At 71.2% G+C, this 23,989-nt stretch carries 23 protein-coding genes; 7 read left to right on the top strand and 16 right to left on the bottom strand.

Going from position 1 to position 23,989, the window contains the following annotated elements; translation table 11 throughout:
- Positions 1-74: 74 nt before the first annotated feature.
- Positions 75-1,436 carry a dipeptidase gene (locus tag JK364_RS36930; protein ID WP_201855761.1) on the top strand — a complete coding sequence of 454 codons (1,362 nt, stop codon included), beginning with the start codon at positions 75-77 and terminating at the stop codon, positions 1,434-1,436.
- Between the two features lie 56 nt (positions 1,437-1,492).
- Here the strand turns inward: JK364_RS36930 and JK364_RS36925 are convergent, their stop codons facing one another.
- From JK364_RS36925 to JK364_RS36910, 4 genes are all read right to left on the bottom strand, one after another.
- Positions 1,493-2,527 (bottom strand): NUDIX hydrolase, encoded by a 1,035-nt coding sequence (locus JK364_RS36925; RefSeq protein WP_201855760.1) that lies wholly within the window; start codon positions 2,525-2,527, stop codon positions 1,493-1,495.
- Between the two features lie 207 nt (positions 2,528-2,734).
- Entirely contained in the window at positions 2,735-3,655 is a 921-nt protein-coding gene (locus tag JK364_RS36920) for a carbohydrate ABC transporter permease (protein WP_201855759.1), read from the bottom strand.
- Positions 3,652-4,566 carry a carbohydrate ABC transporter permease gene (locus JK364_RS36915; protein ID WP_201855758.1) on the bottom strand — a complete coding sequence of 305 codons (915 nt, stop codon included), beginning with the start codon at positions 4,564-4,566 and terminating at the stop codon, positions 3,652-3,654. Before JK364_RS36915 ends, JK364_RS36920 begins: the two co-directional genes overlap by 4 nt.
- A 12-nt stretch (positions 4,567-4,578) precedes the next feature.
- The gene (locus tag JK364_RS36910) at positions 4,579-5,862 is read right to left on the bottom strand and encodes an ABC transporter substrate-binding protein (protein ID WP_201855757.1); all 1,284 of its coding nucleotides are present in this window, start codon (positions 5,860-5,862) and stop codon (positions 4,579-4,581) included.
- 213 nt (positions 5,863-6,075) lie between these two features.
- Between JK364_RS36910 and JK364_RS36905 the strand changes: the two genes are divergently transcribed.
- Positions 6,076-8,133 carry an NPCBM/NEW2 domain-containing protein gene (locus JK364_RS36905; RefSeq protein ID WP_201855756.1) on the top strand — a complete coding sequence of 686 codons (2,058 nt, stop codon included), beginning with the start codon at positions 6,076-6,078 and terminating at the stop codon, positions 8,131-8,133.
- 112 nt (positions 8,134-8,245) lie between these two features.
- Here JK364_RS36905 and JK364_RS36900 read toward each other — a convergent pair whose 3' ends face one another.
- Both JK364_RS36900 and JK364_RS36895 read right to left on the bottom strand, forming a co-directional pair.
- Positions 8,246-9,820, bottom strand: coding sequence for a serine/threonine-protein kinase (locus JK364_RS36900; RefSeq protein WP_201855860.1), 1,575 nt, complete (start codon positions 9,818-9,820; stop codon positions 8,246-8,248).
- 140 nt (positions 9,821-9,960) lie between these two features.
- On the bottom strand, positions 9,961-10,938 hold the full coding sequence (locus JK364_RS36895; RefSeq protein WP_201855755.1) for an ROK family protein: 978 nt from the start codon (positions 10,936-10,938) through the stop codon (positions 9,961-9,963).
- 145 nt (positions 10,939-11,083) lie between these two features.
- Here JK364_RS36895 and JK364_RS36890 point away from each other — a divergent pair, with 145 nt between their 5' ends.
- The 3 genes from JK364_RS36890 (at position 11,084) to JK364_RS36880 (ending at position 13,735) form a co-directional block, all read left to right on the top strand.
- Complete coding sequence (locus JK364_RS36890) at positions 11,084-12,151, top strand: LacI family DNA-binding transcriptional regulator (RefSeq protein ID WP_201855754.1); 1,068 nt, start codon at positions 11,084-11,086, stop codon at positions 12,149-12,151.
- A 155-nt stretch (positions 12,152-12,306) separates the two neighbouring features.
- A complete protein-coding gene (locus JK364_RS36885; RefSeq protein WP_201855753.1) occupies positions 12,307-12,759 on the top strand; it encodes a hypothetical protein in 453 nt (150 codons plus the stop codon).
- A 103-nt stretch (positions 12,760-12,862) separates the two neighbouring features.
- Positions 12,863-13,735 carry an alpha/beta fold hydrolase gene (locus JK364_RS36880; protein ID WP_201855752.1) on the top strand — a complete coding sequence of 291 codons (873 nt, stop codon included), beginning with the start codon at positions 12,863-12,865 and terminating at the stop codon, positions 13,733-13,735.
- A gap of 56 nt (positions 13,736-13,791) precedes the next feature.
- On the opposite strand, the gene JK364_RS36875 is transcribed toward JK364_RS36880, so the two are convergent.
- Positions 13,792-14,175: an SHOCT domain-containing protein gene (locus JK364_RS36875; protein ID WP_201855751.1), complete on the bottom strand. Its 384-nt coding sequence runs from the start codon at positions 14,173-14,175 to the stop codon at positions 13,792-13,794.
- A 177-nt stretch (positions 14,176-14,352) separates the two neighbouring features.
- Here JK364_RS36875 and JK364_RS36870 point away from each other — a divergent pair, with 177 nt between their 5' ends.
- On the top strand, positions 14,353-14,985 hold the full coding sequence (locus tag JK364_RS36870) for a GAP family protein (protein WP_201855750.1): 633 nt from the start codon (positions 14,353-14,355) through the stop codon (positions 14,983-14,985).
- A 72-nt stretch (positions 14,986-15,057) separates the two neighbouring features.
- Here the strand turns inward: JK364_RS36870 and JK364_RS36865 are convergent, their stop codons facing one another.
- The 7 genes from JK364_RS36865 to JK364_RS36840 all read right to left on the bottom strand — a co-directional run bounded on the left by JK364_RS36865 (position 15,058) and on the right by JK364_RS36840 (position 20,981).
- Positions 15,058-16,269 (bottom strand): hypothetical protein, encoded by a 1,212-nt coding sequence (locus tag JK364_RS36865; RefSeq protein ID WP_201855749.1) that lies wholly within the window; start codon positions 16,267-16,269, stop codon positions 15,058-15,060.
- Positions 16,270-16,405: 136 nt separating this feature from the next.
- Positions 16,406-17,698: a DUF6986 family protein gene (locus JK364_RS36860; protein WP_201855748.1), complete on the bottom strand. Its 1,293-nt coding sequence runs from the start codon at positions 17,696-17,698 to the stop codon at positions 16,406-16,408.
- Between the two features lie 157 nt (positions 17,699-17,855).
- Positions 17,856-18,818, bottom strand: a complete 963-nt coding sequence (locus JK364_RS36855; protein ID WP_201855747.1) for an electron transfer flavoprotein subunit alpha/FixB family protein — start codon at positions 18,816-18,818, stop codon at positions 17,856-17,858.
- Between the two features lie 54 nt (positions 18,819-18,872).
- Positions 18,873-19,658, bottom strand: coding sequence for an electron transfer flavoprotein subunit beta/FixA family protein (locus JK364_RS36850; RefSeq protein ID WP_201855746.1), 786 nt, complete (start codon positions 19,656-19,658; stop codon positions 18,873-18,875).
- 263 nt (positions 19,659-19,921) lie between these two features.
- Entirely contained in the window at positions 19,922-20,428 is a 507-nt protein-coding gene (locus JK364_RS36845) for a flavin reductase family protein (RefSeq protein WP_201855745.1), read from the bottom strand.
- A 54-nt stretch (positions 20,429-20,482) separates the two neighbouring features.
- Positions 20,483-20,563 (bottom strand): putative leader peptide, encoded by an 81-nt coding sequence (locus JK364_RS58190; protein ID WP_372462054.1) that lies wholly within the window; start codon positions 20,561-20,563, stop codon positions 20,483-20,485.
- 58 nt (positions 20,564-20,621) lie between these two features.
- The gene (locus JK364_RS36840) at positions 20,622-20,981 is read right to left on the bottom strand and encodes a TlpA family protein disulfide reductase (protein ID WP_230993079.1); all 360 of its coding nucleotides are present in this window, start codon (positions 20,979-20,981) and stop codon (positions 20,622-20,624) included.
- Between the two features lie 182 nt (positions 20,982-21,163).
- On the opposite strand from JK364_RS36840, the gene JK364_RS36835 reads away from it, so the two are divergent.
- Complete coding sequence (locus JK364_RS36835) at positions 21,164-21,895, top strand: lysophospholipid acyltransferase family protein (RefSeq protein WP_201855744.1); 732 nt, start codon at positions 21,164-21,166, stop codon at positions 21,893-21,895.
- Positions 21,896-22,102: 207 nt separating this feature from the next.
- Here the strand turns inward: JK364_RS36835 and JK364_RS36830 are convergent, their stop codons facing one another.
- Entirely contained in the window at positions 22,103-23,164 is a 1,062-nt protein-coding gene (locus tag JK364_RS36830) for a threonine aldolase family protein (RefSeq protein WP_201855743.1), read from the bottom strand.
- On the bottom strand, positions 23,161-23,943 hold the full coding sequence (locus JK364_RS36825) for an SDR family NAD(P)-dependent oxidoreductase (RefSeq protein ID WP_201855859.1): 783 nt from the start codon (positions 23,941-23,943) through the stop codon (positions 23,161-23,163). Before JK364_RS36825 ends, JK364_RS36830 begins: the two co-directional genes overlap by 4 nt.
- Between the last annotated feature and the right edge of the window lie 46 nt (positions 23,944-23,989).

Here is a 23,989-nt window from a genome sequence, read left to right as displayed (position 1 = left end):
GGCATCAAGCCGTACATACGTGCCCATCGCCGCGCATCCCGCCGCCGGCCCGTCGCACCCCAGGAGGGTCCCCCATGGAGAAGGCGCCTCTCGCCGCCACCGTCGCCGCCCTGCAGCCGCGCGCCAGGGCCGAGCTGGCCGAGCTGGTGGCCTTCAAGTCGGTGGCGGACCCGGCGCAGTTCCCGCCCGGCGAATGCGAGGCCGCCGCCCGGTGGGTCGCCGACGCGCTGCGCGCCGAGGGGTTCGAGGACGTGGCACTGCTGGACACGCCCGACGGCACCCAGTCCGTCTACGGCTTTCTCCCCGGTCCGGCCGATGCCCCGACCGTGCTGCTCTACGCGCACTACGACGTGCAGCCCCCGCTGGACGAGGACGCCTGGCACACCCCGCCCTTCGAGCTGACCGAACGCGACGGCCGCTGGTACGGGCGGGGCGCCGCGGACTGCAAGGGCGGTGTGATCATGCATCTCACCGCGCTGCGCGCGCTCAAGGCGAACGGCGGGGTCCCGGTCAACGTCAAGGTGATCGTGGAGGGTTCGGAGGAGCAGGGCACGGGCGGCCTGGAGCGCTACGCCGAGGCCCATCCGGAGCTGCTGACCGCCGACACGATCGTGATCGGCGACGCGGGCAACTTCCGGGTGGGGCTGCCGACGGTCACGGCCACGCTGCGCGGGATGACGATGCTGCGGGTCTCGGTGGAGACCCTGGAGGGCAATCTGCACTCCGGCCAGTTCGGCGGGGCGGCCCCGGACGCGCTCGCCTCGCTGATCCGCGTCCTGGACTCGCTGCGCGCCGACGACGGCTCGACCACGGTCAAGGGCCTCGACGCGGACGCGGTGTGGGACGGGCTGCAGTATCCGGACGAGGAGTTCCGCAAGGACGCCAGGGTGCTCGACGGGGTCGGGCTGATCGGGTCCGGCACGGTCGCGGACCGCCTCTGGGCGCGCCCGGCGGTCACCGTGCTCGGCATCGACTGCCCGCCGGTGGTCGGCGCCACTCCGTCCGTCCAGGCGAGCGCGCGGGCGCTGATCAGCCTGCGGGTGCCGCCGGGCGTGGACGTGGCCGAGGCCAACCGGCTGCTCGCCGACCACCTCCGGTCCTCGGCGCCGTGGGGCGCGCGGCTTTCGGTGGAGCAGATCGGCGAGGGCCGGCCGTTCCGCGCGGACACCACGAGCCCGGCGTACGCGGCGATGCGGGAGGCGATGCGCCTTGCGTACGACGGCCAGGAGATGGCGATCGCCGGGCAGGGCGGCTCGATCCCGCTGTGCAACACACTGGCCTCGCTCTACCCGGAGGCGGAGATCCTGCTGATCGGGCTGAGCGAGCCGGAGGCGCGGATACACGCGGTCAACGAGAGCGTCTCACCGGAGGAGTTGGAGAAGCTCTCGCTCACCGAGGCGCTGTTCCTGGGGACGTACGCGGCGGGCAAGGGCTGAGGCCCCTTCGCCTCGCACCCGGTCGGCGGGCGGCCCCACGGGCTGGGCCGGCGTGGTCAGCCCATGGGGACGCCCGCTTCGAGATACAGCGGGCGGCCCTGCTCACGGGCGCGCAGCGCCCAGCGCAGCCGGCTCAGCCGCACCGGTGGCAGCAGCGCGGCGGCCTCGCTCTCGGTGACGAAGCGCCAGCCGCGCAGTTCGGAGCGGGGCAGCAGCACCTCCTGGGCGGCCGCACCGGAGAGCTTGCCGCCGTCGAAGAGCAGCCGCAGGCCCCCGTAGCCGGGCGGCTGGGGGCGTTCCCAGTCGGCCACCAGCAGCCGCAGCGGTTCGTCCAGCCGTACCCCCAGTTCCTCGGTGACCTCGCGCACCCCGGCGCACATCGGGGGTTCGCCCGGTTCGACGACACCGCCGGGGAACTCCCAGCCGGGCTTGTAGGTGGGGTCGACGAGCAGCACCCGGTCCTCCTCGTCGAAGAGCAGGACCCCGGCGGCCAGCGTCTCCGCCCTCGGCTCCGGGGTCTGCACGATGTCGCAGGTCCCGGCGCCCTCGCGGACCGCGTCGGCGATGTGCTGGGCGGTCTGGCGCGGGCTGAGCCCGGTGGTGTCCACGACATGGGCATCGGTGGTCAGCCAGGTCAGGGCCGCCCGGTAGGGCGCGAGATGGGCCAGGCACCACTGGCGTACGGACTCGCTCGCGTCCGCGTCCCCGGGTATCTCGTCGCGTTCGGCTATGCGCTCGCGAAGGATCGTTTCATCGGTGTGCAGCAGAACATGCCGTACGGGGATGCGACGGGCCGCGAAACCGCCGAAGATCTCATCCCGGTACTCCTGTCTGAGGACCGTCATCGGGACCACGAGCGGGCCGCCGACCTCCGCGATCAGCGCCGCTCCGGTGTCCACCACCAGCCGGCGCCAGGAGGGCAGATCCTGGTAGTCGGACACCTGCTCAAGACGTTTCCGCGGGAGCATCATCCGCAGACCGTTACCGACCAGTTCCGGGTCGTAGAAGGTACTGCCGGGCATGAAGTCCACCAATTCGCGGGCCGCGGAGGTCTTACCCGCGCCGAAAGCACCGTTCAGCCAGACGATCACATTTCCCCCTATTCCATCGCCTCCTGACAGTTGCCCGCATCACCCTGTCACGGAAACGCGCGAAGACGACCGAGTGACGGATCGCGTCGCTCCGGACGGGTTGGGCGCGGGACGCGGGGCGGTGCGGGGGCGCATGGTCGGGGATCGTGTGGCCCTTGTGCCACAGGGGTCACCGTGGCCACGTGGGCCACAGTGACCCCTGACGTATCAGCCCTTGCTGGCGCCGAGGGTGAGTCCGGCGATGAAGTGGCGCTGCAACAGCAGGAAGACCAGCACCGTGGGAAGCGCCACGATCACCGACCCCGCCGCGAGCAGGTTGTAGTCGGTGAAGAACTGGCCGCGCAGATTGTTGAGCGCGGAGGTGATGGGCAGCTTGTCACCGTCGGAGATGAAGACGAGCGCCCACAGGAAGTCGTTGTACATCCAGGTGAATTGCAGGGTGGCGAGCGCCGCCAGCGCGGGCCGGCACAAGGGAAGCGTGATGTTCCAGTACTGCGTCCAGACCCCCGCCCCGTCCACCCGCGCCGCCTCCACGATCTCATCGGGAATGGTGCGCATGAAGTTGGCGAGGACGAAGACGCAGAATCCCACCTGGAAGGCGACCTGAACGGCGAGCACGGCCCAGTAGGAGTCGTACATCGTCATCGAGTCCGACATCCAATAGGGCAGATCGATCTTGGTGAAGAGCACATAGAGCGGGGTGACGATGACCTGCTGCGGCAGCAGATTGCCCGCCGTGAACACCATCAGCAGCACCAGCCCGCCGCGTATTCTCAGCCGGGTCACACAGAAGGCGACGAACGAGGCGAGAAACAGCGTCAACAGCACCCCGGGCACCGCGATGATGAGCGAGTTGACGAAGTACTTGCCCATCCCGGAGTCGTTGAACGCCTTGGCGTAGTAGTCGAACGACAGATGGCGCGGCAGCGAGAAATAGCCGTATTTCGCGGTCTCCTCGTACGGCCGCAGCGAGGCGTAGATGGCGAGCAGCAGCGGGGCGAGGAAGGCGAGCGACACGACCATCAGAAAGGCGTGCAGCCCGAGCCGGCCAGGGGTCACCCGGCGCTTGGCGGCGCCGGACTCCGGGGTCACGGTCCGTACGGGGGCGGGCGGAGTGGTGACGGTCATCCCTTCTTCCCCCCTCGCAACTCCTGGACCAGATAGGTCACGATGAATCCCAGGGACACGGTCAGCAGGACGACGGCGATCGCGGAGCCGAATCCGATCCGGCTGGCCTCGCCGATGATGTTGTCGGTGACCAGCACCGAGAGCAGTTCGAGCCCGTTACGGCCGTGGTTGATGGCGTAGACGATGTCGAAGGCGCGCAATGCCTCGATCACGGTGATGACGCCGACGATGATATTGACCGGCCGCAGGGTGGGCAGCACCACCCGGAAGAAGGTCTGGGTCTCGCTCGCGCCGTCGATCGCGGCCGCTTCCTTGAGCGAGGGATCGACGGATTTCAGCCCGGCCAGATAGAGGATCATCACATACCCGGTGTGCCGCCAGGCTGCCGCCAGCAGCACCACCCAGATATTGAGGTCCGGGTCTCCGAGCCAGTCCACCGGGTCGTTCTTGTTGGCGAGGATCGCGTTCAGCGCACCCTGGTCACGGGAGAAGACCAGCTGTGCGATGAAGCCGACGATGGCGAGCGAGAGCACCACCGGCATATAGAGGGTGGACTGGTAGAAGCGGCTGAACCGGACACCCTTGTCCAGCAGTACGGCCAGCAGCAGCCCGAAGGGGGTCGCGACCAAGCCGAGAAAGGCCACCCAGAGCAGATTGTTGCGGACCGCGGGCCAGAACGGCGGATAGTCCGTGAAGAGGGTCTTGTAGTTGTCGATGCCCACCCAGTGGATATCGCCGATGCCGTCCCAGCTGGTGAAGGACAGGCCGATGGAGGCGAGGGTCGGGCCCCAGATCAGGGCCAGGTCGAGCAGGATGGGTATGCCCAGCAGCACGCCGATGACGGCGAGGTCGCGGGAGGTGAATTTCCGCGGACCCCGCCGTTTGGCACGCCGCGCGGTCGTGAGCGGCACGGCGCGAATCTCCTAGTCGCTGGCGAAGATGGTCTTCTTCTGGGACTCGATGTCCTTGGTGAGGGTGTCGATGTCGTTCGGCTTGTTGATGAACTGCTGAATGGCCCGGATCATCACCTGGGACGCGAAGTCCGGCCGGGTGTCGCGGTCCATGAACTGCGATATCTGCTTGGCATTCGAGACGAGGTCCACGGCCTTCTTCTGCAGCGCGTTGTACGACGAGGTGGACGCCTTGTCGTTGACGGCGATGTTGTTCGGGTCCCGCTTCAGGTAGATCTCCTCGGCGGCGGGAGTGGCGAGGTACTTCATCAGCTCCTTGCCCTCCTTCTGCCGCTTGGACTTCTTCGCCAGCAGAAAGCCGTCGATGGGCGCTTCCACCGCGTCCTGCCCGTAGGCGGAGTCGATCTCGGGGAAGGGGAAGAAGTCCAGATCATCGCGGTCGGCGGCGGAGAACTGCTGCCCGGGGTGGGGCAGCCCGAAGACCGCCATACCGGACTTCTTCTGCGCCAGGCTCTGGGCGGCCTCCTGCCAGGTCCGCCCGTTGGCGCCCTTCTGGTGGTACGGCATCAGTCCGCGCCACAGGTCGAAGACGTTTTTGACCTTGGGATCGGTCCAGGACTCCTTGCCGCCCATGAGGGAGATATGGAAGTCGTAGCCGTTGGCCCGCATATTGAGATAGTCGAAGGTCCCCATGGCGGGCCAGCCGTCCTTGTCGCCGAAGGCGATGGCGTCGAGGCCGTCCTTGTCCATCCGCTTGGCGAGCGCCCGGAACTCGTCGAAGGTCTTCGGAACCTCGTAGCCGTGCTGGGCGAAGACGCTCTTCCGGTAGAAGACGGCCCAGGGGTAGTAGTAATACGGCACGAGGTACTGCTTGCCGTCCTTGCCGGTGGACTGCGCCTTGAGCGCGTCCGAGAAGCCGTCGAAGCCCTTCCAGAGGTCGCTGATCTCGGCGAGCTGCCCCTGTTCGGCGAAGAACTGCATGCGGTACCCGGCGAACCACATGAAGACGTCGTCGGGGGTGCCCTTCAGATAGCGGTTGATGCCCTCCTGGAAGGCCTCGTGGTTGACGGTGTTGACCTTGACCTTCTTGTCCGACTTCTTCTCATACGCGTCGAACACCTCGGCGAACGCCTTGCGGGGCACGGCGTCGGAGGCATTGGAGCCGATCTTCACTTCGTTGCCCGGACCACCGCAGGCGGTCAGCAGCGTAGGAAGGGCTACCGCGCCGGCTCCGGCCGCGGTGCCTCGTAGTAGCGCACGGCGGGAGATCCGATGTCCTGACGATGACGGTGCCATGTGCCCCTCCACAGAGGTTCAATCAAACACAACCGAACGCGAGTGAGGGGATCTCACCCGGCGGCCAGGCGGATCGTCAAGGGTTTTGACGAGATATCGAACAACTGTTATCGCATCTCTTCCAACAGACTCCAACAGGGTCTACCGTAAACGCTCGCATGTGACGCAGCCATGACACTGCGTTACCCCCGTTGAGAACGGAGGACCCGCATCGTGCGCCACCGCTGTTTTCGACCCGCGAGACGAAGAGTCATCGGAGCACTGAGCGCCGGTCTGCTGGCCACGGTCGGCCTGGCCCTCCCGGCCGTCGCCCAGCCCGCGCACCCCGCCGAGGTCACCACACCGGCCTCCGACCCGGGCGCCGCGCCCGGTGACGGGCTCGCCCTCACCCCACCGATGGGCTTCAACAACTGGAACTCCACCCACTGCCGCGCGGAGTTCAACGAGGCGATGGTCAAGGGCATCGCCGACATCTTCGTGGCCAAGGGACTGAAGGACGCCGGATACCAGTACGTCAACCTCGACGACTGCTGGGCGCTGCCGCAGCGCGACGCCAACGGCAAGCTGGTGCCCGACCCGGTCCGCTTCCCGAACGGCATCAAGGCCGTCGCCGACTATGTCCACGCCAAGGGACTGAAGATCGGCATCTACACCAGCGCGGGCACCAAGACCTGCAACAGCGCCGGCTTCCCCGGGGGGCTCGGCCATGAGAAGTCCGACGCCCAGCAGTTCGCCGACTGGGGCATCGACTACCTCAAGTACGACAACTGCAATAACCAGGGTGTCGACGCCAAGCAGCGCTACCGCACCATGCGCGACGCCCTGAAGGCCGCGACCGAGACCACCGGCCGCCCCATCGTCTACAGCATCTGCGAATGGGGCGAGAACAAGCCCTGGGAGTGGGCCGGGGAAGTCGGCCAGCTGTGGCGGACCACGGGCGACATCAGCGACAGCTGGGGCAGCATGCTGTCGATCGCCAAGCAGAACCTGCCGCTCGCGAAGTACGCCGGGCCCGGCCACTGGAACGACCCCGATATGCTGGAGGTCGGCAACGGCGGGATGACGGCCACCGAGTACCGCAGCCACTTCTCGCTCTGGTCGATCATGGCCGCACCGCTGCTGATCGGCACCGATCTGCGCAAGGCCAGCGCCGAGACCTACGAGATCCTCGGCAATCACGAGGTGATCGCCGTCGATCAGGACCCGCTGGGCAAGCAGGGCACCGTGGTCTCCTCCGAGGGCGGGCGCTGGGTCGTCGCCAAGGAGATGGCGGACGGCAGCCGCGCCGTCGCGCTGTTCAACGAGACCGACCGGCCGCAGCACATCGCCACCACGGCGACCGGGGTCGGGCTGCCCCGGGCGACCGCGTACCGGCTGCGCGACCTGTGGGCGCACAAGGACTACAACACCGCCGGAGCCATCTCGGCCACCGTCCCGGCCCATGGCACCGTGCTCTACCGGGCCTCGGCCGACACTCGCTGGGCCGCCTACCCGCCCGCCGCCGAACTCGGCCTCGACGGCACGGCGCTGGCCGAGGCCGGGGCCACGGCTCAGGTCGACACCACGCTCACCGACCTCGGCCGCACCCCGGCCCAGCAGGTCTCGGTCCGGCTCACCGGCCCCGACGGCTGGCGGATCAAGGCCACCTCCCCGACCCGGGCCGCCTCGCTGCCCACCGGCTCGAAGCTGGCCACACGCTGGCAGGTGACCGCGCCCACCGGGGCCGCGCCGGGTGCGTACGACCTGACGGTCAGCGCCGACTACCGCTCACCGGGAGGCGACAAGGCCACCGCCCGGCTGGTCTCGGCGGTCCATGTGGTGGTCGCACCGCCCTCCGGCAGCTCGTACGCCAGCGATCTGCCGTGGCTGAGCGCGCTCAACGGCTGGGGCCCGGTGGAGAAGAACACCAGCGTCGGCGAGAACGAGGCGGGTGACGGCCATCCGCTCACCCTCGGCGGCACCACGTACGACAAGGGCCTGGGCGTGCACGCGCCGAGTGAGGTCACGTACTACACCGGGGGCCGGTGCTCGCGCTTCACCGCACAGGTCGGCGTGGACGACGAGGAGGGCACCGCCGGGACGGTCGGCTTCGAGGTCTGGGCGGACGACACCAAGGTGGCATCGTCGAAGACGCTGACCAACGCCGATCCGGCCACCGCCCTCGACGCCGCCGTCGGCGGGGCGAAGACGGTCCGGCTGGTCGTCACCGACGGCGGGGACGGGGTCACCAGCGACCACGGGGACTGGGCCGACGCGGCCTTCACCTGCTGAGACCGGCTGAGACCACCACGTTGAGACGTCTCGGCCGCACTGAGATCCGCCGCTGAGATCCGCCATTGAGATCCACCGCTGAGATCCGCCCCTTCCCGCGGCCGTCCCGGGTTCAGCACTCGGGCAGCCCGGGAAGGGGCGCGTCATTGTCGCCGCCCTTGACGTAGACGACGCTCACATAGACATCCCGATGGCCGTTGTCATCGTCGGTCCTGGCCCACCACACGTTCGTCCACTTGCCATAGGTCTCCCGGCGGCCCAGGTTCTCCTGGCAGTAGAAGTAGTTCACGCCGTGCTTGAGGGTGCCGACCGGCTCACCGCCGTGGGTGTACGAGGTGGCGTCGCGCCACACCTCGCAGTCGTACCGCCCGCCGTCGCCGCCATGGCAGACGGGCGCGGCGCCCGAGGGCGGAGCCGATGAAGCCGCCGGGCCGCTCGGGTCGCCCTTCCCGCCGTCCCGAGTGGGTGAGGCCGTGTCATCCGGCTCGGCGCTGCCCTGCCCGGCCGTGGCGCTCGCCTTACCGCCGCCGGGTGCGGTGGTCTTCCCCGGCCCCGCCGGCTCGCTCGGCGCATCCTTCGTCCGCCCCGACCCCGTGGTGTGGTCATCGCCTCCGACCAGTGCGTACGTCAGCCCGCCGCCGATGAGCGCGACGGTGGCGGCCGCGGCCGCGATGAGCACTCCGCGGCGCCTGCGCCCCGCGCTTCGCGCACCGGCCCCGTCCGCCGCGCCCGGCTCCCCGCTCACCAGCGGCTCCACCACGGGCGGCGGGCCGAAGCCCGGAGGCGGGGCGGAGGGGGTTGACTCGCTCAGTGGAACGGACGGCGGCCCGGCCGCACCGCGCGGCGTCTCTCCCGCCGCCACCTCCGCCAGCATCCGGCGCGCCTCGGCGGCGGACGGCCGCCCCCGCGGATCCTTGTCCATCAGCGCGTGCAGCACGGGCGCCAGCGGCCCGGCCAGCCGGGGCTCGGGCAGCGGCTCATTGACGATCGCGGTGAGCGTGGACCATACGGAGGTGCGGCGGAACGGCGACGAGCCCTCCACCGCCGCGTACAGCGTCATCCCCAGCGCCCAGATGTCCGAGGCCGGGCTCGGGTCCTGGCCCTGGGCGCGCTCGGGTGCGAGATAGTCCAGGGAGCCGATCAGCTCGCCGCTGCGGGTCAGCTTGGTGGTCGCGCCGTCCTCGGGCGCCTCGAGGCTCGCGATGCCGAAGTCCGTAAGGACGACACGGCCCTCGCGGTCCAGCAGCACATTGCCGGGCTTCACATCCCGGTGCAGCACCCCGGCGCCATGGGCAGCGCCGAGCGCGTCCGCGACCTCGGCGCCGATCCCCGCGGCCTCCCGGGGGTCGAGGGTGCCGCGCTCGTCGAGCACATCGTCGAGCGAGGGCCCGTCGATCAGCTCCATGACGATGAGCGGCAGCCCGCCCTCCTCGGCCACGTCGTGGACCGTGATCACACCGGAGTGCCGGATCCGGGCCGCCGCCCGCGCCTCCCGCTGCATCCGGGTGCGCAGATCGGCCAACTCGGCGCTGGACGCGTCGGTGTGGGTGCGCAACACCTTGACCGCGACCTCCCGGCCGAGCACCGCGTCCACGGCCCTGCAGACCACGCCCATGCCGCCCCGGCCGAGGCGGCCCGTCACCCGGTACCGCCCGCCCAGTAGCCGACCGGACAGATCGCCGCCCATGTCCGCCGGTGCCACCGCTCCGCCTCCCCACGCGCGCTCCTCGGTCCGGCCCGGCAGCCATGGGGCTTCCGGGCTCAGGGCGAACAGCTTAGGGGCAGACGGTGACAGCGGGTCATGGTCAAACGGTGAAGGAGCGGGGCTCAGTCGCCGGTGGGAGGTGTACCGGCCGCCGGGCCGAACCCCTCAAGACGCGCCTCCTGCGCCGCCGCGGCGGCCGCGCCCACCACCCCCGCGTCGGTGCCCATCTGCGCCGGGACGACCTCCAGCCCCTGGACGAACGACAGGGTCGCGTAGTGGCGCAGGGCGCGCCGCAGGGGCGCGAAGAGCACGTCCCCGGCGCCCGCCACGCCGCCGCCGACGACCGCCACCTCAATTTCGACGAGTGCGGCGGTCGCGGCGATCCCGGCGGCCAGGGCCTGGGCGGCCCGTTCGAAGGAGGCCAGCGCGACGGGGTCTCCGGCCCGCGCCGAGGCGGCGACGGCCTCGGCGCTGGTGTCGCCGTCCGGCCCCGGGCGCCAGCCGCCGTCCAGGGCGCGGCGGGCGATGTTGGGGCCGCTGGCGATCCGCTCCACGCAGCCGCGTCCGCCACAGGGGCACGGGTCGCCGTTCAGCTCCACGCTGATGTGGCCGATGTGCCCGGCGTTGCCGGTGGGGCCCGGGTGCAGCCGGCCGCCCAGGACCAGCCCGCCGCCCACGCCGGTGGAGACCACCATGCACAGCGCGCTCTTACGGCCGCGCGCCGCGCCCTGCCAGTGTTCGGCGGCCGTCATCGCCGGCCCGTCGCCGACCAGCGACAGCGGCAGTGCGCCGGTGGTCTCCCGGACCCCGGCGACCAGCGGGAAGTCACGCCAGCCGGGGATGTTGACGGGGCTGACGGTGCCCACTGAGGCGTCCACCGGGCCCGCGCTGCCGATGCCGACGGCGGCGACGCGCGACCAGTGCGCGGTGGCCGCGAGCTCCTCGAGCACGGCGGTGACCTGCCGCATCACCGTGGCGCCGTCCTCCTGGGCGCGGGTGGCGCGACGGGTCCGTACGACCAGCTTTCCGCTCGCGTCCACCAGGGCGCCCGCGATCTTGGTCCCGCCGATGTCCAGTGCGGCGATGAGGTCACGTGGCATAGGTGTCGACTCTCCTGGTGGGCATGCTGGTGGGCATGGACGTGTTCGGTGTGCGGCAATAGTCTTCCCGGCGCTGACAACGTTGTCCAGGGGCTATGCTCGTCACTCCTTCCCCCACGACGACCAGCGACGGGACGAGCGCACTGTGACCGACACCGCCCCGGGCACCGCCAGCCGCACCCCCACACGCCGTTACGGCACCCGGCCCACTATGAAGGATGTGGCCGCACGGGCCGGGGTCGGCCTCAAGACCGTCTCCAGAGTGGTCAACGGCGAGCCGGGCGTCACCCCCGACACCGAGCGCCGCGTCCAGGAGGCCATCACCGCGCTCGGCTTCCGCCGCAACGACAGCGCCCGCATTCTGCGCAAGGGCCGTACGGCGAGCATCGGACTGGTGCTGGAGGATCTGGCCGACCCTTTCTACGGTCCGCTGAGCCGCGCGGTCGAGGAGGTCGCCCGGGCCCATGGCGCGCTGCTGATCAATGGGTCCAGCGCGGAGGACCCCGAGCGGGAGCAGGAGCTGGTGCTCGCGCTGTGCGCGCGCCGGGTCGACGGCCTCGTCATCATCCCGGCCGGCCATGACCACCGCTATCTGGCGCCCGAGATAGCGGCCGGGGTCGCCACCGTCTTCGTCGACCGGCCCGCGGGGCGCATCGACGCCGACGCCGTGCTCGCCGACAGCTTCGGCGGTTCCCACGACGCCGTCGCCCATCTGATCGCCCACGGCCACCGCCGGATCGGCTTCCTGGGCGACCTGCCGGGCATCCACACCGCCACCGAGCGGCTGCGCGGCTATCACGCGGCGATGAGCGAGGCCGGGTTGCCGGTCCATGACGCCTGGGTCTCGCTCGGCCCCACCGATCCGGAGCGGGTCCGGGCCGCGGCCACCACGATGCTGGACGCCGCCGAGCCGGTCACCGCGCTCTTCGCGGGCAACAACCGGGTCACCGTCACGGTCGTACGGGTCCTGGCCGAGCGCCCCGCGCCCGCCACGCCGGTGGCCCTCGTCGGCTTCGACGACTTCGAGCTCGCCGATCTGCTCTCCCCCGGGATCACCGTCATAGCCCAGGACTCGGCCCAGCTCGGCCGCACCGCCGCCGATCTGCTCTTCCGCCGCCTCGACGGCGCGGGCGGGGATCCCCGGCGGCTCGTCCTGCCGACCCGGCTGATCCCACGCGGCTCGGGCGAACTGCCCCCGCCCGCGACATCCTGAGCCCCCTCTCCCCCAACGGACCAGGCACGCCTTCCCCGAACGGCCCGTTTCCTCCGAACACCTGAACGGCCCCGTTCCGGTTGCCTCGGTCTCCCACTCCCCCGAGGGTGAAGGCGGAGGGCCCGGGGCCCGTCCGACGGAACGAGGGAGACGCGATGAGCGGGCGCCGAACGCGGACGATCTGCGCGGTGAGCCTCATGGCCGTGCTGGCGCCGGCCGCCGTCGGCTGTTCGGAGGGCGGGGGCACCCCGTCGTCCAAAGTGTCCCGGGCCTCCGCCGCCATCGCGTCCGCGAGGGCGTCGGCCCAGGCCGAGCTGGACAAGATCAAGGGCGGCTCCCAGGCCAAGCGCGAGGTGAAGGTCGGCCGGGTGAGCCGCGGCGGCGCGGGACGGGCCGTCGCAGCGCTGACCGTGACCAACGGGAGCAAGCACCCGGCCGGCTACGCCATCGAGGTCAACTTCCGCAACGCGAGCGGGGACTTGGTGGACGCCGTCGTCCTGCGCCTGTCCAAGGTGCCCCCGAACCAGCCCACCCCGGCCACCGCCCGCAGCCACCGCAAGCTCACCGGCCGCATCACGGCGAACGTGGGCGCGGCGGTGCGGTACTGACCGTACTGACCGGCACTGACCACCAGGCCCCCGGGCCCCGAGGACCGAGGCCCCGAGGCCCCCAGGGCGACCAGGGCGACCAGGCTCGAAAGGCACAGAGGCCATGTCACAGGTGCACCACCGGTTCGCGGACATCCAGGGCCGACGGCTGTTCTACCGCGAGGCCGGTCCCGCGGACGCGCCCGCGCTCGTCCTCCTGCACGGCTTCCCCACCAGCTCGTTCATGTTCCGCGACCTCATGCCGCGCCTGGCGGACGGGTACCGCCTCATCGCCCCCGACCACCTGGGCTTCGGCTTCTCCGACGCCCCCGGCGTCGACGAGTTCGACTACACCTTCGACGCCCTCACCGACCTCACCGCCGGTCTCCTCGACCACCTCGGCCTCGACCGCTACGCCCTCTACGTCCAGGACTACGGCGCGCCCATCGGCTGGCGCCTGGCCCTGCGCGCCCCCGAAGCGGTCACCGCGATCGTGACGCAGAACGGCAACGCCTACGACGAGGGCTTCGTCGAGGACTTCTGGCGGCCGGTGTGGGCCTATCAGGAGGATCAGAGCCCGAAGCACGAGGAGGCCATCCGCCAGGCCCTCTCCCTGGACCTGATCAAGTGGCAGTACGTCACCGGCGCTCCCGACGAGAGCCTGGTCAGCCCCGACACCTGGCACCACGACTTCCAGCAGGTGTCCCGCCCCGGCAATGACCTGATCCAGCTCAAGCTCTTCCGGGACTACGCCACCAACAGCCCCCTGTACCCCCGGGTGCACGAGTACTTCCGCGCCCACCAGCCGCCTCTGCTCGCCGTGTGGGGCCGTGACGACCCCATCTTCGGCCCCGACGGCGCCCGCGCCTTCGCCCGCGACAACCCGAAGGCCGAGACGCACCTCCAGGACGGCGGCCACTTCCTCCTCGAAACCGGCCTGGACGAGGTGGTCCCCATGATGCGGAAGTTCCTCGGCACCCATGTGGGCACACGCTGAACCACGCACCCACCCCCGCCCACGCCGGTCCGTTCCACGACCTCTCAGGCGGCGAGTCAGGCGGCGAGCACCTTGGCCTTGGCCCGCTCGTACTCCTCGGGCGTGAGGTCGCCGTGATTCTTGAGCTCCACGAGGTGCTCGAGCTCCTCCGCGTGGCCCGTGGTGGCGGTCGTCCGCACGTACTCCCGGAAGTCCGCCTCCGCCTTCTCGGCCCGCCTCATCTCACGCATGCCCATCTCGCGGCCACGTGCCACCAGATACACGAGGACGCCGAGGAAGGGCAGCACCAGGACGAAGACGGTCCAGCCCGCCTTGGCCCATCCGTTCAGCGAGTCGTCGCGGAAGAGATCGGCGAACACGCGGAACAACAGAAACAGCCACAGGATCCACAGAAAGACCCACATCGTGGTCAGAAAAACATTCAGCAGTGGATAGTCCATCGTCTGCCTCCCGTCGGACACGCCCGGCGGGGCCGCCAGGGCCCCACCAGGGCCCACATCTTCAGCTTACGGCGGTCCCCGGTCGGCGCAGCAGCGGATGCCATGAGGGCCAGCGGTGCGTACCAATGGGAAGGCGGGGCGTCACCACGCGGCGGAGGCCGGAAGGGCGGGTGGGCCATGGAGCTCCAGGTGCTTCCTCTGGCCGTCACCATGATGGCGGGGCCACAGATCGTGGCCGCCGTCGTCCTGGTGACCACGGCGCGGCCGGTGCGGGTGTGCCTGGCGTTTCTGCTGGGGGTGGCGATCGCCACGGCGGTGGGAGTCGCCCTGGCCCGGGGGATCTTCGGGCTGCTGGGGCAGGCGATCGCACCGGGCAACCCGTCCGATCGGGGTGTGGCGGCGGTCATCGTCCAGCTGGTGCTGGTGGGGCTGCTGGCGCTGGTCGCCGTGAAGAACGTGGTGAAGCGGCGGACGGTCGAGCCGCCGAAGTGGCTGGGCTCGCTGATGGAAGCCGGTCCCCGTAAGGCGCTCACGACCGGCTTTCTGATCATCCTGCTCATGCCGTCCGACATCGCGGTCATGCTGACCGTGGGGGCGAATCTGGAGCAGCATGACGCGCAATGGACGGCGGCGCTGCCGTTCATCGCCGCCACCGTGCTGATCGCGGCGCTGCCGCTGCTGGTCTACCTCCTTCTCGGCGATCGGGCACAGCACGCGATGCCCCGGCTCCGGGAGTGGCTCACCACCCATAGCTGGGTGGTCAATGTCGCCGCGTGCCTGATCTTCATCGTGCTCCTCCTGGCCCCCTGACGGTCTCCGGGCGGCCCCCGGCTGACGGCCTGTGGGACGGACCCCGATCCCGGACGGACCCCGATCCCGGATTCAACCGCCCCGGCCGGGTGCGCCCATGCGGCCCGTGGCGGCCAGGAGGGCGATCACGGCGAGGGCGGCCAGCAGGATCAGCACCAGGAAGAGCACCGTGAGCACGGTGGGGTGGTTCCACAGGGCGAACACCGCGACCGGCACCAGCAGGGCCGTCGTCGTCAGTCCCCGCCGGTGGTCGGCGGTCCAGGTGCCGGCCCGGCCGGTGCGCATCCCGTGGGCCGCGCTCCAGCGGGCCGCGCTGTCGGCGAGGACCTCGGCCCGGCCGCGAACCGTGCTCGGCAGCCGCCCCGGGCCTGCGAGATAGGCGCCGAACGCGACCACCAGGCCGAGCACCAGCACGGTGAGCACCGTGACCCGCAGGAAGCGCACCACCGTGTCGAAGAGGGCCGAGGCTGCCTCCCGGGACAGCACGCTCGTCGGCACATGGTCGAGGTAGTAGCGGCGGCCCACCACGAGGACCAGCGCCAGGGCGAGCGAGGCGAGCGCGGTGCCCAGGGCCGCGCGGGCGAGCGCCCGGCGGCGCCGGCGGGCGAGCAGCACTCCCGTACCGCCGAGGGTCACGGTCAGCGCGGGCAGCCAGTTCCCGGCCAGGTCGAGCAGGCGCGCCGACCGTCGGATGGTGTCGAGCCGGTCGGAGTGGAAGAGGACGAGCCGCTGGTGGATGTCGGGGATGCCGGTCACCGCGGGGAGCCCGGCGTCCACCAGCTGCTGTCTGACCCGCTCCACGGCGGCGCCGACGTTGAGGGTGACGGTGTGGCCCTCGACGCCGACCGGCCCGCCGCCCTTGCCGGTGAGGGCGCTCACGACGGCGGTGTGGGCGGCCCGGTTGGCGCCGGTCCACACGGCGGGGAACTGCTCGCTGCGGACGATGTGGGCGGCCACCTTCCGCACCGCCTGGTCCAGGGCCGAGTCCAGCTGCGGGGCCAGCCCCTCGATGGTGTCGGCGGCCCGCTCCGGGAGGCCGTGGGCGCGCAGCCAGGAGGCGATGTCGGCGGTGATCTCTTGGCTGTTGTGGCGGATGTCGACGGCCTGGCTGACCTGTTCCACGGCGGTGTCCTGGATCGCCGGGTCCTTCGCGAGCGGGGCGACGGTCGCCACATAGCGGTCGGTGTCCAGGACGATGTCGTGGACCCAGACCGTCAGCACGGACACCGGTACGAGGAGGCAACCGAGCAGGATCAGCAGGGCCGACACGGCGCTTCTGGCCATGACACCCATCTCCCGCCTTCAGCGGCGGGGTCGCATCCCGGGTGACACGTGCGGGTGAGCGGATGTGGCCAAGCGGATCAGCCCGGCGGGACGGGCCGGTCCGTGGGGTCCCGCGGATCCGGCGTTCCGGGGTCGGTCAGGAGGCAGCCGGGGCGGCGCGGCCCGCCAGCGCGTCGAGTTCGGCGCGGCCGAGCCCGGTCAGCCGCTCGACCTCGGCGCCGTCGAGCGCCCCGCAGTCCAGCCCGCGCACCAGATGGCCGCTGAGCGCCTTCGCGGTGGCCGGTTCGTCGGCGATGCCGGTGGATCCGGCCGTACGGTCCACATAGGCGGCGAGCCGTTCCGCCGCGGCCTCCAGGCCCTCGCGGTAGAACGCGTAGACGGCGGCGTAGCGGGTCGGGAGGTGGCCGGGGTGCATGTCCCAGCCCTGGTAGTACGCGCGCGCCAACGACCGCCGGACCAGGTGGTGGTGGAGCCGCCAGGCGTCGTGGACCCGCTCGGTGGGGCCGACCGGCAGCACGTTGGTGGAGCCGTCGGAGAGCCGTACGCCGGTGCCCGCGGCGGCGACCTGCATGACGGCCTTGGCGTGGTCGGCCACGGGGTGGTCCAGGGACTGATGGGCGGCGCCGACGCCGCAGGAGGCGCTGTAGTCGAAGGTGCCGTAGTGCAGTCCGGTGGCGCGCCCCTCGGCGGCGTCGATCATCCGGGCGACGGTGGCGCGGCCGTCGGGGCCGAGGATGGCCTGGGTGGTCTCGATCTGGATCTCGAAGCCGATACGGCCGGGGGCGAGCCCGTGCGCCTTCTCGAACTCCTCGCACAGCCGGGCCATCGCGGTGACCTGCTCGGCGTACGTCACCTTGGGGAGGGTGAGCACCAGGCCGTCCGGCAGCCCTCCGGCCGCCATCAGTCCGGTGAGGAAGATGTCGAGGGTACGGATGCCGCGGTCGCGTACGGCGGCCTCCAGGCATTTCATGCGGATGCCGACATAGGGCGGCGCGGTCCCGTCGGCGCGCGCGGCCGCGACGAGCGAGGCGGCGCGGGCGGCCGCGGCGTCCTCCTCGGCGTCGGGGCGGGGGCCGTAGCCGTCCTCGAAGTCGATCCGCAGATCCTCCACGGGCTCGCGCTCCAGCTTGGCCCGCACCCGGGTGTGGACGGGTTCGGCGAGTTCGCCGGGGAGGCCGAGGACGGCGGCGAAGGAGGCGGCGTCGGGGACGTGCCGGTCGAGGGCCACCAGCGCCTGGTCGCCCCAGTCGCGCACCGTACCGGCGGTGAAGAGGTCGGCGGGGACGTAGACGGTGTGGACGGGCTGGCGGGTGCCCGGGTCGCCGGGGTAGCGGCGGGCGAGCTCGGCGTCGACGGCGGCGAGGGAGTCGGCGATGGACGCCCGTACGGCACCGGTCAGACTGGTCCGCACCGTCTCCTGAGGCTCCATGTCCGTTCGCCGCCCTTCCCGCCATTTCCGCTGTACGGAAACGATGATCCGTAAGGTGAAGTTAGCCAGCCATGGAACGGCGGGTCAACACCCTCCCGGCAGCCGCGAGGCCCCGCACGCGCATCGCGTACGGGGCCTCGCGGAGGTCCGGCGGGGATCAGCCCTTGCGGGACTTGACCTCCTCGGTCAGCTGCGGGACGACCTCGAAGAGGTCGCCGACCACGCCGTAGTCGACCAGGTCGAAGATCGGGGCCTCGGCGTCCTTGTTGACGGCCACGATGGTCTTCGAGGTCTGCATACCGGCCCGGTGCTGGATCGCACCCGAGATACCCGCCGCGATGTAGAGCTGCGGCGAGACGGACTTGCCGGTCTGGCCCACCTGGTTGGTGTGCGGATACCAGCCCGCGTCCACCGCCGCACGCGAAGCACCGACGGCCGCACCGAGAGAGTCGGCCAGAGCCTCGACAACGGGAAAGTTCTCCGCACCGCCCACACCACGCCCACCGGAGACCACGATCGCCGCCTCCGTCAGCTCCGGACGACCCGTCGACTCACGCGGCGTACGCGCCACCACCTTCGTCCCCGTGGCCCGCTCCGAGAAGGACACCTCGAGCGCCTCGACCGCGCCCGCGGCCGGCGCGGCCTCCACCGCGGCCGAATTCGGCTTCACCGTGATCACCGGAGTGCCCTTGCTGACCCGGGACTTGGTGGTGAAGGCAGCGGCGAACACCGACTGCGTCGCCACCGGACCCTCCTCCCCCGCCTCCAGGTCCACGGCGTCGGTGATGATGCCCGACCCGATACGCACCGCCAGCCGGGCCGCGATCTCCTTGCCCTCCGCGGAGGACGGGAACAGTACGGCGGACGGCGACACGGCCTCGTACGCGGCCTGGACCGCGTCCACCTTCGGGACGACGAGGTAGTCGGCGAACTCCGGCGCATCGGCGGTCAGCACCCGCACCGCGCCGTGCTCGGCGAGAACGGACGCGGTGTTCCCGGCACCGGAGCCGAGGGAGACGGCGACGGGCTCGCCGATGCGGCGGGCCAGGGTCAGCAGCTCCAGGGTGGGCTTGCGGACGGCACCGTCCACGTGGTCGACGTAGACAAGGACTTCAGCCATGGGAATCGCTCTCCTGCGAAATGCGAAAGATCTGGGCGGTAAGGGCAGCGCGGCTCAGATGAACTTCTGACCCGCGAGGAACTCGGCGAGCTGCTTACCGCCCTCGCCCTCGTCCTTGACGATCGTGCCCGCAGTGCGGGCCGGACGCTCGGTGGCACCGTCCACAGCGGTCCAGGCACCCTCGAGACCGACCTCGTCCGACTCGATCTCCAGGTCCTCCAGGTCCCAGGACGTCACCGGCTTCTTCTTCGCCGCCATGATGCCCTTGAACGACGGATAACGCGCCTCACCGGACTGGTCGGTCACCGACACCACCGCCGGAAGCCGCGCCTGAAGCCGCTCGGTCGCGGTGTCCCCGTCACGGCGTCCCGTCACGGTGCCGTCCGCCACCGACACCTCCGACAGCAGCGACACCTGCGGCACCCCGAGGCGCTCGGCCAGCATCGCCGGCAGCACACCCATCGTGCCGTCGGTGGAGGCCATACCGCACACCACCAGGTCGTAGCCCGTCTTCTCGATCGCCTTGGCCAGCACCAGCGAGGTGCCCAGCGCGTCGGTGCCGTGCAGATCGTCGTCCTCGACGTGCACGGCCTTGTCCGCACCCATCGACAGCGCCTTGCGCAGCGCGTCCTTGGCGTCCTCCGGGCCGATGGTCAGCACGGTGATCTCGGCGTCATCGGCCTCGTCGGCGATCTGCAGGGCCTGCTCGACCGCGTACTCGTCCAGCTCCGAGAGCAGGCCGTCCACGTCGTCGCGATCGACGGTCAGGTCTTCGGCGAAGTGCCGGTCGCCGGTGGCGTCGGGCACGTACTTCACACAGACAACGATCCTCAAGCTCACGCCGGCTCTCCTACTGCATCGTCTCTACCGAGCTGCCTTGTTGCTGGCAGCATAGGCGCCTTCGGGGGCGGGACCCGGGCGGTACCGCGGGCGGTTCCTGCCGGGGCGGCCCATGCACCGCAGCAAAATATTACTCGTCAGTACACCGAGCTCATTCCCCGTACGCAACCCGCTTGAACTGTGACCTTGCCAACGGCGGTGATCCATGCGAGGCGTACATGCCAACCAGAGAGGCGCGGGTCGGCCGCGGAGCGCGTGGCGGTTCAGTCGCGGAGCGAGTTGAAGCGCCCCTGGTGGTACAGCAGCGGACGGCCGGCCCCGGCCGCCGTACCCGTGGTGACCTGGCCGATCAGCACCCGGTGGTCCCCGGCGGGTATCCGGGCCACCACCCGGCACACCAGCCACGCCAGCACCCCGTCGAGCACCGGCACGCCCTCCGGTCCCGAGCGCCAGCCGGTGGCCGGTCCGAAGCGGTCGGCACCGCTGCGCGCGAAGGTCGCGGCCAGCTCCCGCTGGTGCTCGCCCAGAATGTGGACACCGACATACTCGGCCTCGGACAGCACCGGCCAGCTCGAGGAGCCGGTGCCCACGCCGAAGGAGAGCAGCGGCGGCTCGGCGGCCACGGAGGCGAGGGAGGTGGCGGTGAAGCCCACCGGGCGAGCGCCCTGGGCGGTGATCACGGCGACGCCGGAGGCATGCCGGCGGAAGACGGAGCGGAAGAGGTCGGACGTCGTCAGCGGGGACGTTCCGAGGTCGTGCGTTGCCGTCATGGAGTTGTCCTTCTGCCGGAGGTACGGGCGGGGGCTGCGCTTGTCCTCGTTCGCTCACCCGCCCGGACACCGTGCGCCGGCGGTCCGCATCAGGTCCACGTGCACACGTCCGTAAAAAAGGGGTCCAGGGCGCATGCCGTTCACCCTGACCACGCCGGGTGCGGACCGTCAAGTGGGGCCGGGGCGCGGAGACTCACACGGCATCACCCAGAGCGGCGATGACATCGGCCCGGCGCGGCGGTCCGGAGGCCCGCCGTACGACCCGCCCGGCCGCGTCGAGCACCAGCACGGTGGGGGTACGGGCGATGTCCAGCGCCCGGACGAGCTCCAGCCGCGACTCGGCGTCGATCTCGATATGCGCCACCCCGTCCACCATCGCGGCCACCTCGGACAGCGTCCGCCGGGTGGCCCGGCAGGGCTGGCAGAAGGCGCTGGAGAACTGGACCAGCGTCGCCCGCTCCCCCAGCTCCGCGCCGAGCTCGGCGGCGCCCAGCCGCCGGCTTCCGTCGCCGTCTCGCACCTGTCTCCTCCCGGTCGGACCTCCCTCGTGCAGCGTCCTGGGCGGCCCGGGGATTCCCCGGCGGCCCACCGACGTGATGAGGATCTCTCGGCCGGGCCGTGCCGCGCGGTAGCACAAAGAGACGACATCGGGCACCATCTGCCAGAAGCCGGATACCTACGGCCGCGTAACTTCCGCCGGGAGAACCCTCCCCAGGCACCGACGAAGGGTCCTCAATGGCAGAGCTCGTCTACCCGCCGGTGGTCGGCATCGCCCGCACCATGTTCAAGGCGCTCGATCTGCGCTTCGACATCAAGGGCACCGAGAATGTCCCGCAGCGGGGTGGCGCGGTTCTGGTGAGCAACCACATCGGCTATCTCGACTTCGTCTTCTGCGGGCTGACCGCCCGTCCGGCCAAGCGGCTGGTGCGGTTCATGGCCAAGGAGTCGGTCTTCCGGCACAAGGTCTCCGGGCCGCTGATGCGCGCGATGAAGCACATTCCGGTGGACCGGGCGGCGGGCATGGACGCGTACAAGCACGCCCTGCGGGCGCTGCGCTCCGGCGAGATCATCGGCGTCTTCCCGGAGGCGACGATCTCGCGGTCCTTCACGCTCAAGAACTTCAAGTCGGGCGCGGCCCGGCTGGCGCAGGAGGCGGGGGTCCCGCTGCTGCCGATGGCGCTGTGGGGCACGCAGCGGCTGTGGACCAAGGGCCAGAAGCGGGCGCTGGGCCGCCATCACTTCCCGATCACGATGCGGATCGGCGAGCCGATGGAGGCCGACCCGACCGAGCCGTCGGACACTCTGACCGAGCGGCTGCGCGGCCGGGTGCAGGAGCTGCTGGAGGCGGCGCAGCGGGCGTATCCGGTGCGGCCCAAGGGCCCGGAGGACACCTGGTGGGTCCCGGCCCACCTGGGCGGCACCGCCCCCACCCCGGCCGAGGCGCTGGCCCTGGACCGGGGCCGCTAAGCGCTCCGCTGGAAGCGCCCTGACCTGTCGTCGATCGGCTGCGGTGCCGTCGTGGCCGGTCGCGCCCACGCGGCGGAGCCGCACATCGACACGGCCCCGCGCCCCTTCGGGGCGCCTGCGAACCGCAGCCGCCTTCCGCCGATCCGCTGAGGACGGATGAGCGCACGGGGCGGGCCGTGCGGCCCGCCCGAACACTCGGCGGACCGCCTACCGGCCCATCTCCTCCTTGAGGGCCGCGAGGAAGCCGTCCACGTCCTCCTCCCTGGTGTCGAAGGAGCACATCCAGCGCACATCGCCCGCGGCCTCGTCCCAGAAGTAGAAGCGGTAGCGCTTCTGGAGGCGTTCGCTCACCTCGTGCGGGAGCCGGGCGAAGACCGCGTTGGCCTGGACCGGGTGGAGGATCTTCACCCCGTCCACCGCGCGCACGCCGTCGGCCAGCCGCCGGGCCATGGTGTTGGCGTGGCGGGCGTTGCGCAGCCACAGGTCGCGGGCGAGCAGGGCCTCCAGCTGGACGGAGATGAACCGCATCTTGGACGCCAGCTGCATGGACAGCTTGCGCAGATGCTTCATGGCACCCGCCGCGTCCGGGTCGAGGACGACGACGGCCTCGCCGAAGAGCATCCCGTTCTTGGTGCCGCCGAACGACAGGATGTCGACGCCCGCCGCGTTGGTGAACGCGCGCATCGGCACGTCGAGGGACGCGGCCGCGTTGGCTATCCGGGCGCCGTCGAGGTGGACCTTCATCCCGCGCTCGTGCGCGTGATCGCAGATGGCGCGGATCTCGTCCACCGTGTAGACGGTGCCGAGCTCGGTGTTCTGGGCGATCGAGACCACCTGCGGCATCGCCCGGTGCTCATCGTCCCAGCCCCACGCCTGGCGGTCGATGAGCTCGGGGGTGAGCTTGCCGTCCTCGGTGGGGACGGTGAGCAGCTTGAGCCCGCCGACGCGCTCGGGCGCCCCGCACTCGTCCACGTTGATATGGGCGGACTCGGCGCAGATGACCGCGCCCCAGCGGTCGGTGAGGGCCTGCAGGGCGACGACGTTGGAGCCGGTGCCGTTGAAGACCGGGAACGCCTGGGCGTGCGGGCCGAAGTGGCCGCGCATGACGAACTGCAGATGCGCGGTGTAGTCGTCCTCGCCGTACGCGACCTGATGGCCTCCGTCGGCGAGGGCGAGCGCGGCGAGGATCTCCGGGTGGGTGCCGGCGTAATTGTCGCTGGCGAAGCCGCGCACCTCGGGGTCGTGGTGGCGGCGGGCGTCGGTCCTCACTGCTTGGGGGTCAGCCACTGGCGGGTTCCGTTCACTTCCTGGGCGGGCCGGTCCCAGAGTCCGGTGATGGCCTCGGCCAGCTCCTTGACGTCCGTGAAGCCCGCGAATTTCGCGTTGGGGCGCTCCGCCCGCATGGCGTCGTGCACCAGCGCCTTTACCACCAGGATGGCAGCGGCCGCCGGCGGACCGCCCTCGCCCCCCAGTTTGCGGAAGGAGTCGGCGAGCGCGAGCGTCCAGGCCTCGGCGGCGGCCTTGGCGGCGGCGTACGCGGCGTTGCCCGCGGTGGGCTTGGACGCGCCCGCCGCGCTGATCAGCACATAGCGGCCCTTGCCGCTGCGCAGCAGGGCGTCGTGGAAGGCGAGGGAGGTGTGCTGGGCGGTGCGGATCAGCAGATTGTGCAGGGTGTCCCAGTCGGCGAGCGGGGCGTCGGCGAAGGTCTTGCTGCCGCGCCAGCCGCCGACCAGGTGGATCAGCCCGTCGACCCGGCCGAACTCCTTCTCGGTGCGGTCGGCCCAGGCGCGGGCGGCGCCGAGGTCGAGCAGGTCGACCGTCTCGCCGGTGACGCTGGCGCCGCCGTGGGCGTAGCGCGCCGCGTCCACGACCTCGGCCAGCCGGACCGGGTCGGCGTCGGAGGCGACGACGGTGGCGCCCGCCTCGGCGAGGCGGAGCACCGCGGCCCGGCCAGCGGGGCCGGCCGCGCCGGCCACCGCCACCACCGCACCGTCCAGCGGCCGCTCGCCCGGCTCGTTCGGACTGGGGCTCGATGTCGGTGTGGTCATGCTCGCTGCCTCCTCGTCCTGCCCCGCCTGGGGGCTGTGCGCCGCC

The sequence above is a fragment of the Streptomyces endocoffeicus genome (genome assembly GCF_016741935.1).
Taxonomy (GTDB): domain Bacteria; phylum Actinomycetota; class Actinomycetes; order Streptomycetales; family Streptomycetaceae; genus Streptomyces; species Streptomyces endocoffeicus.
Note: the sequence above shows the minus strand (reverse complement) of the source record. Positions and strands in the feature narration are given on the sequence as shown.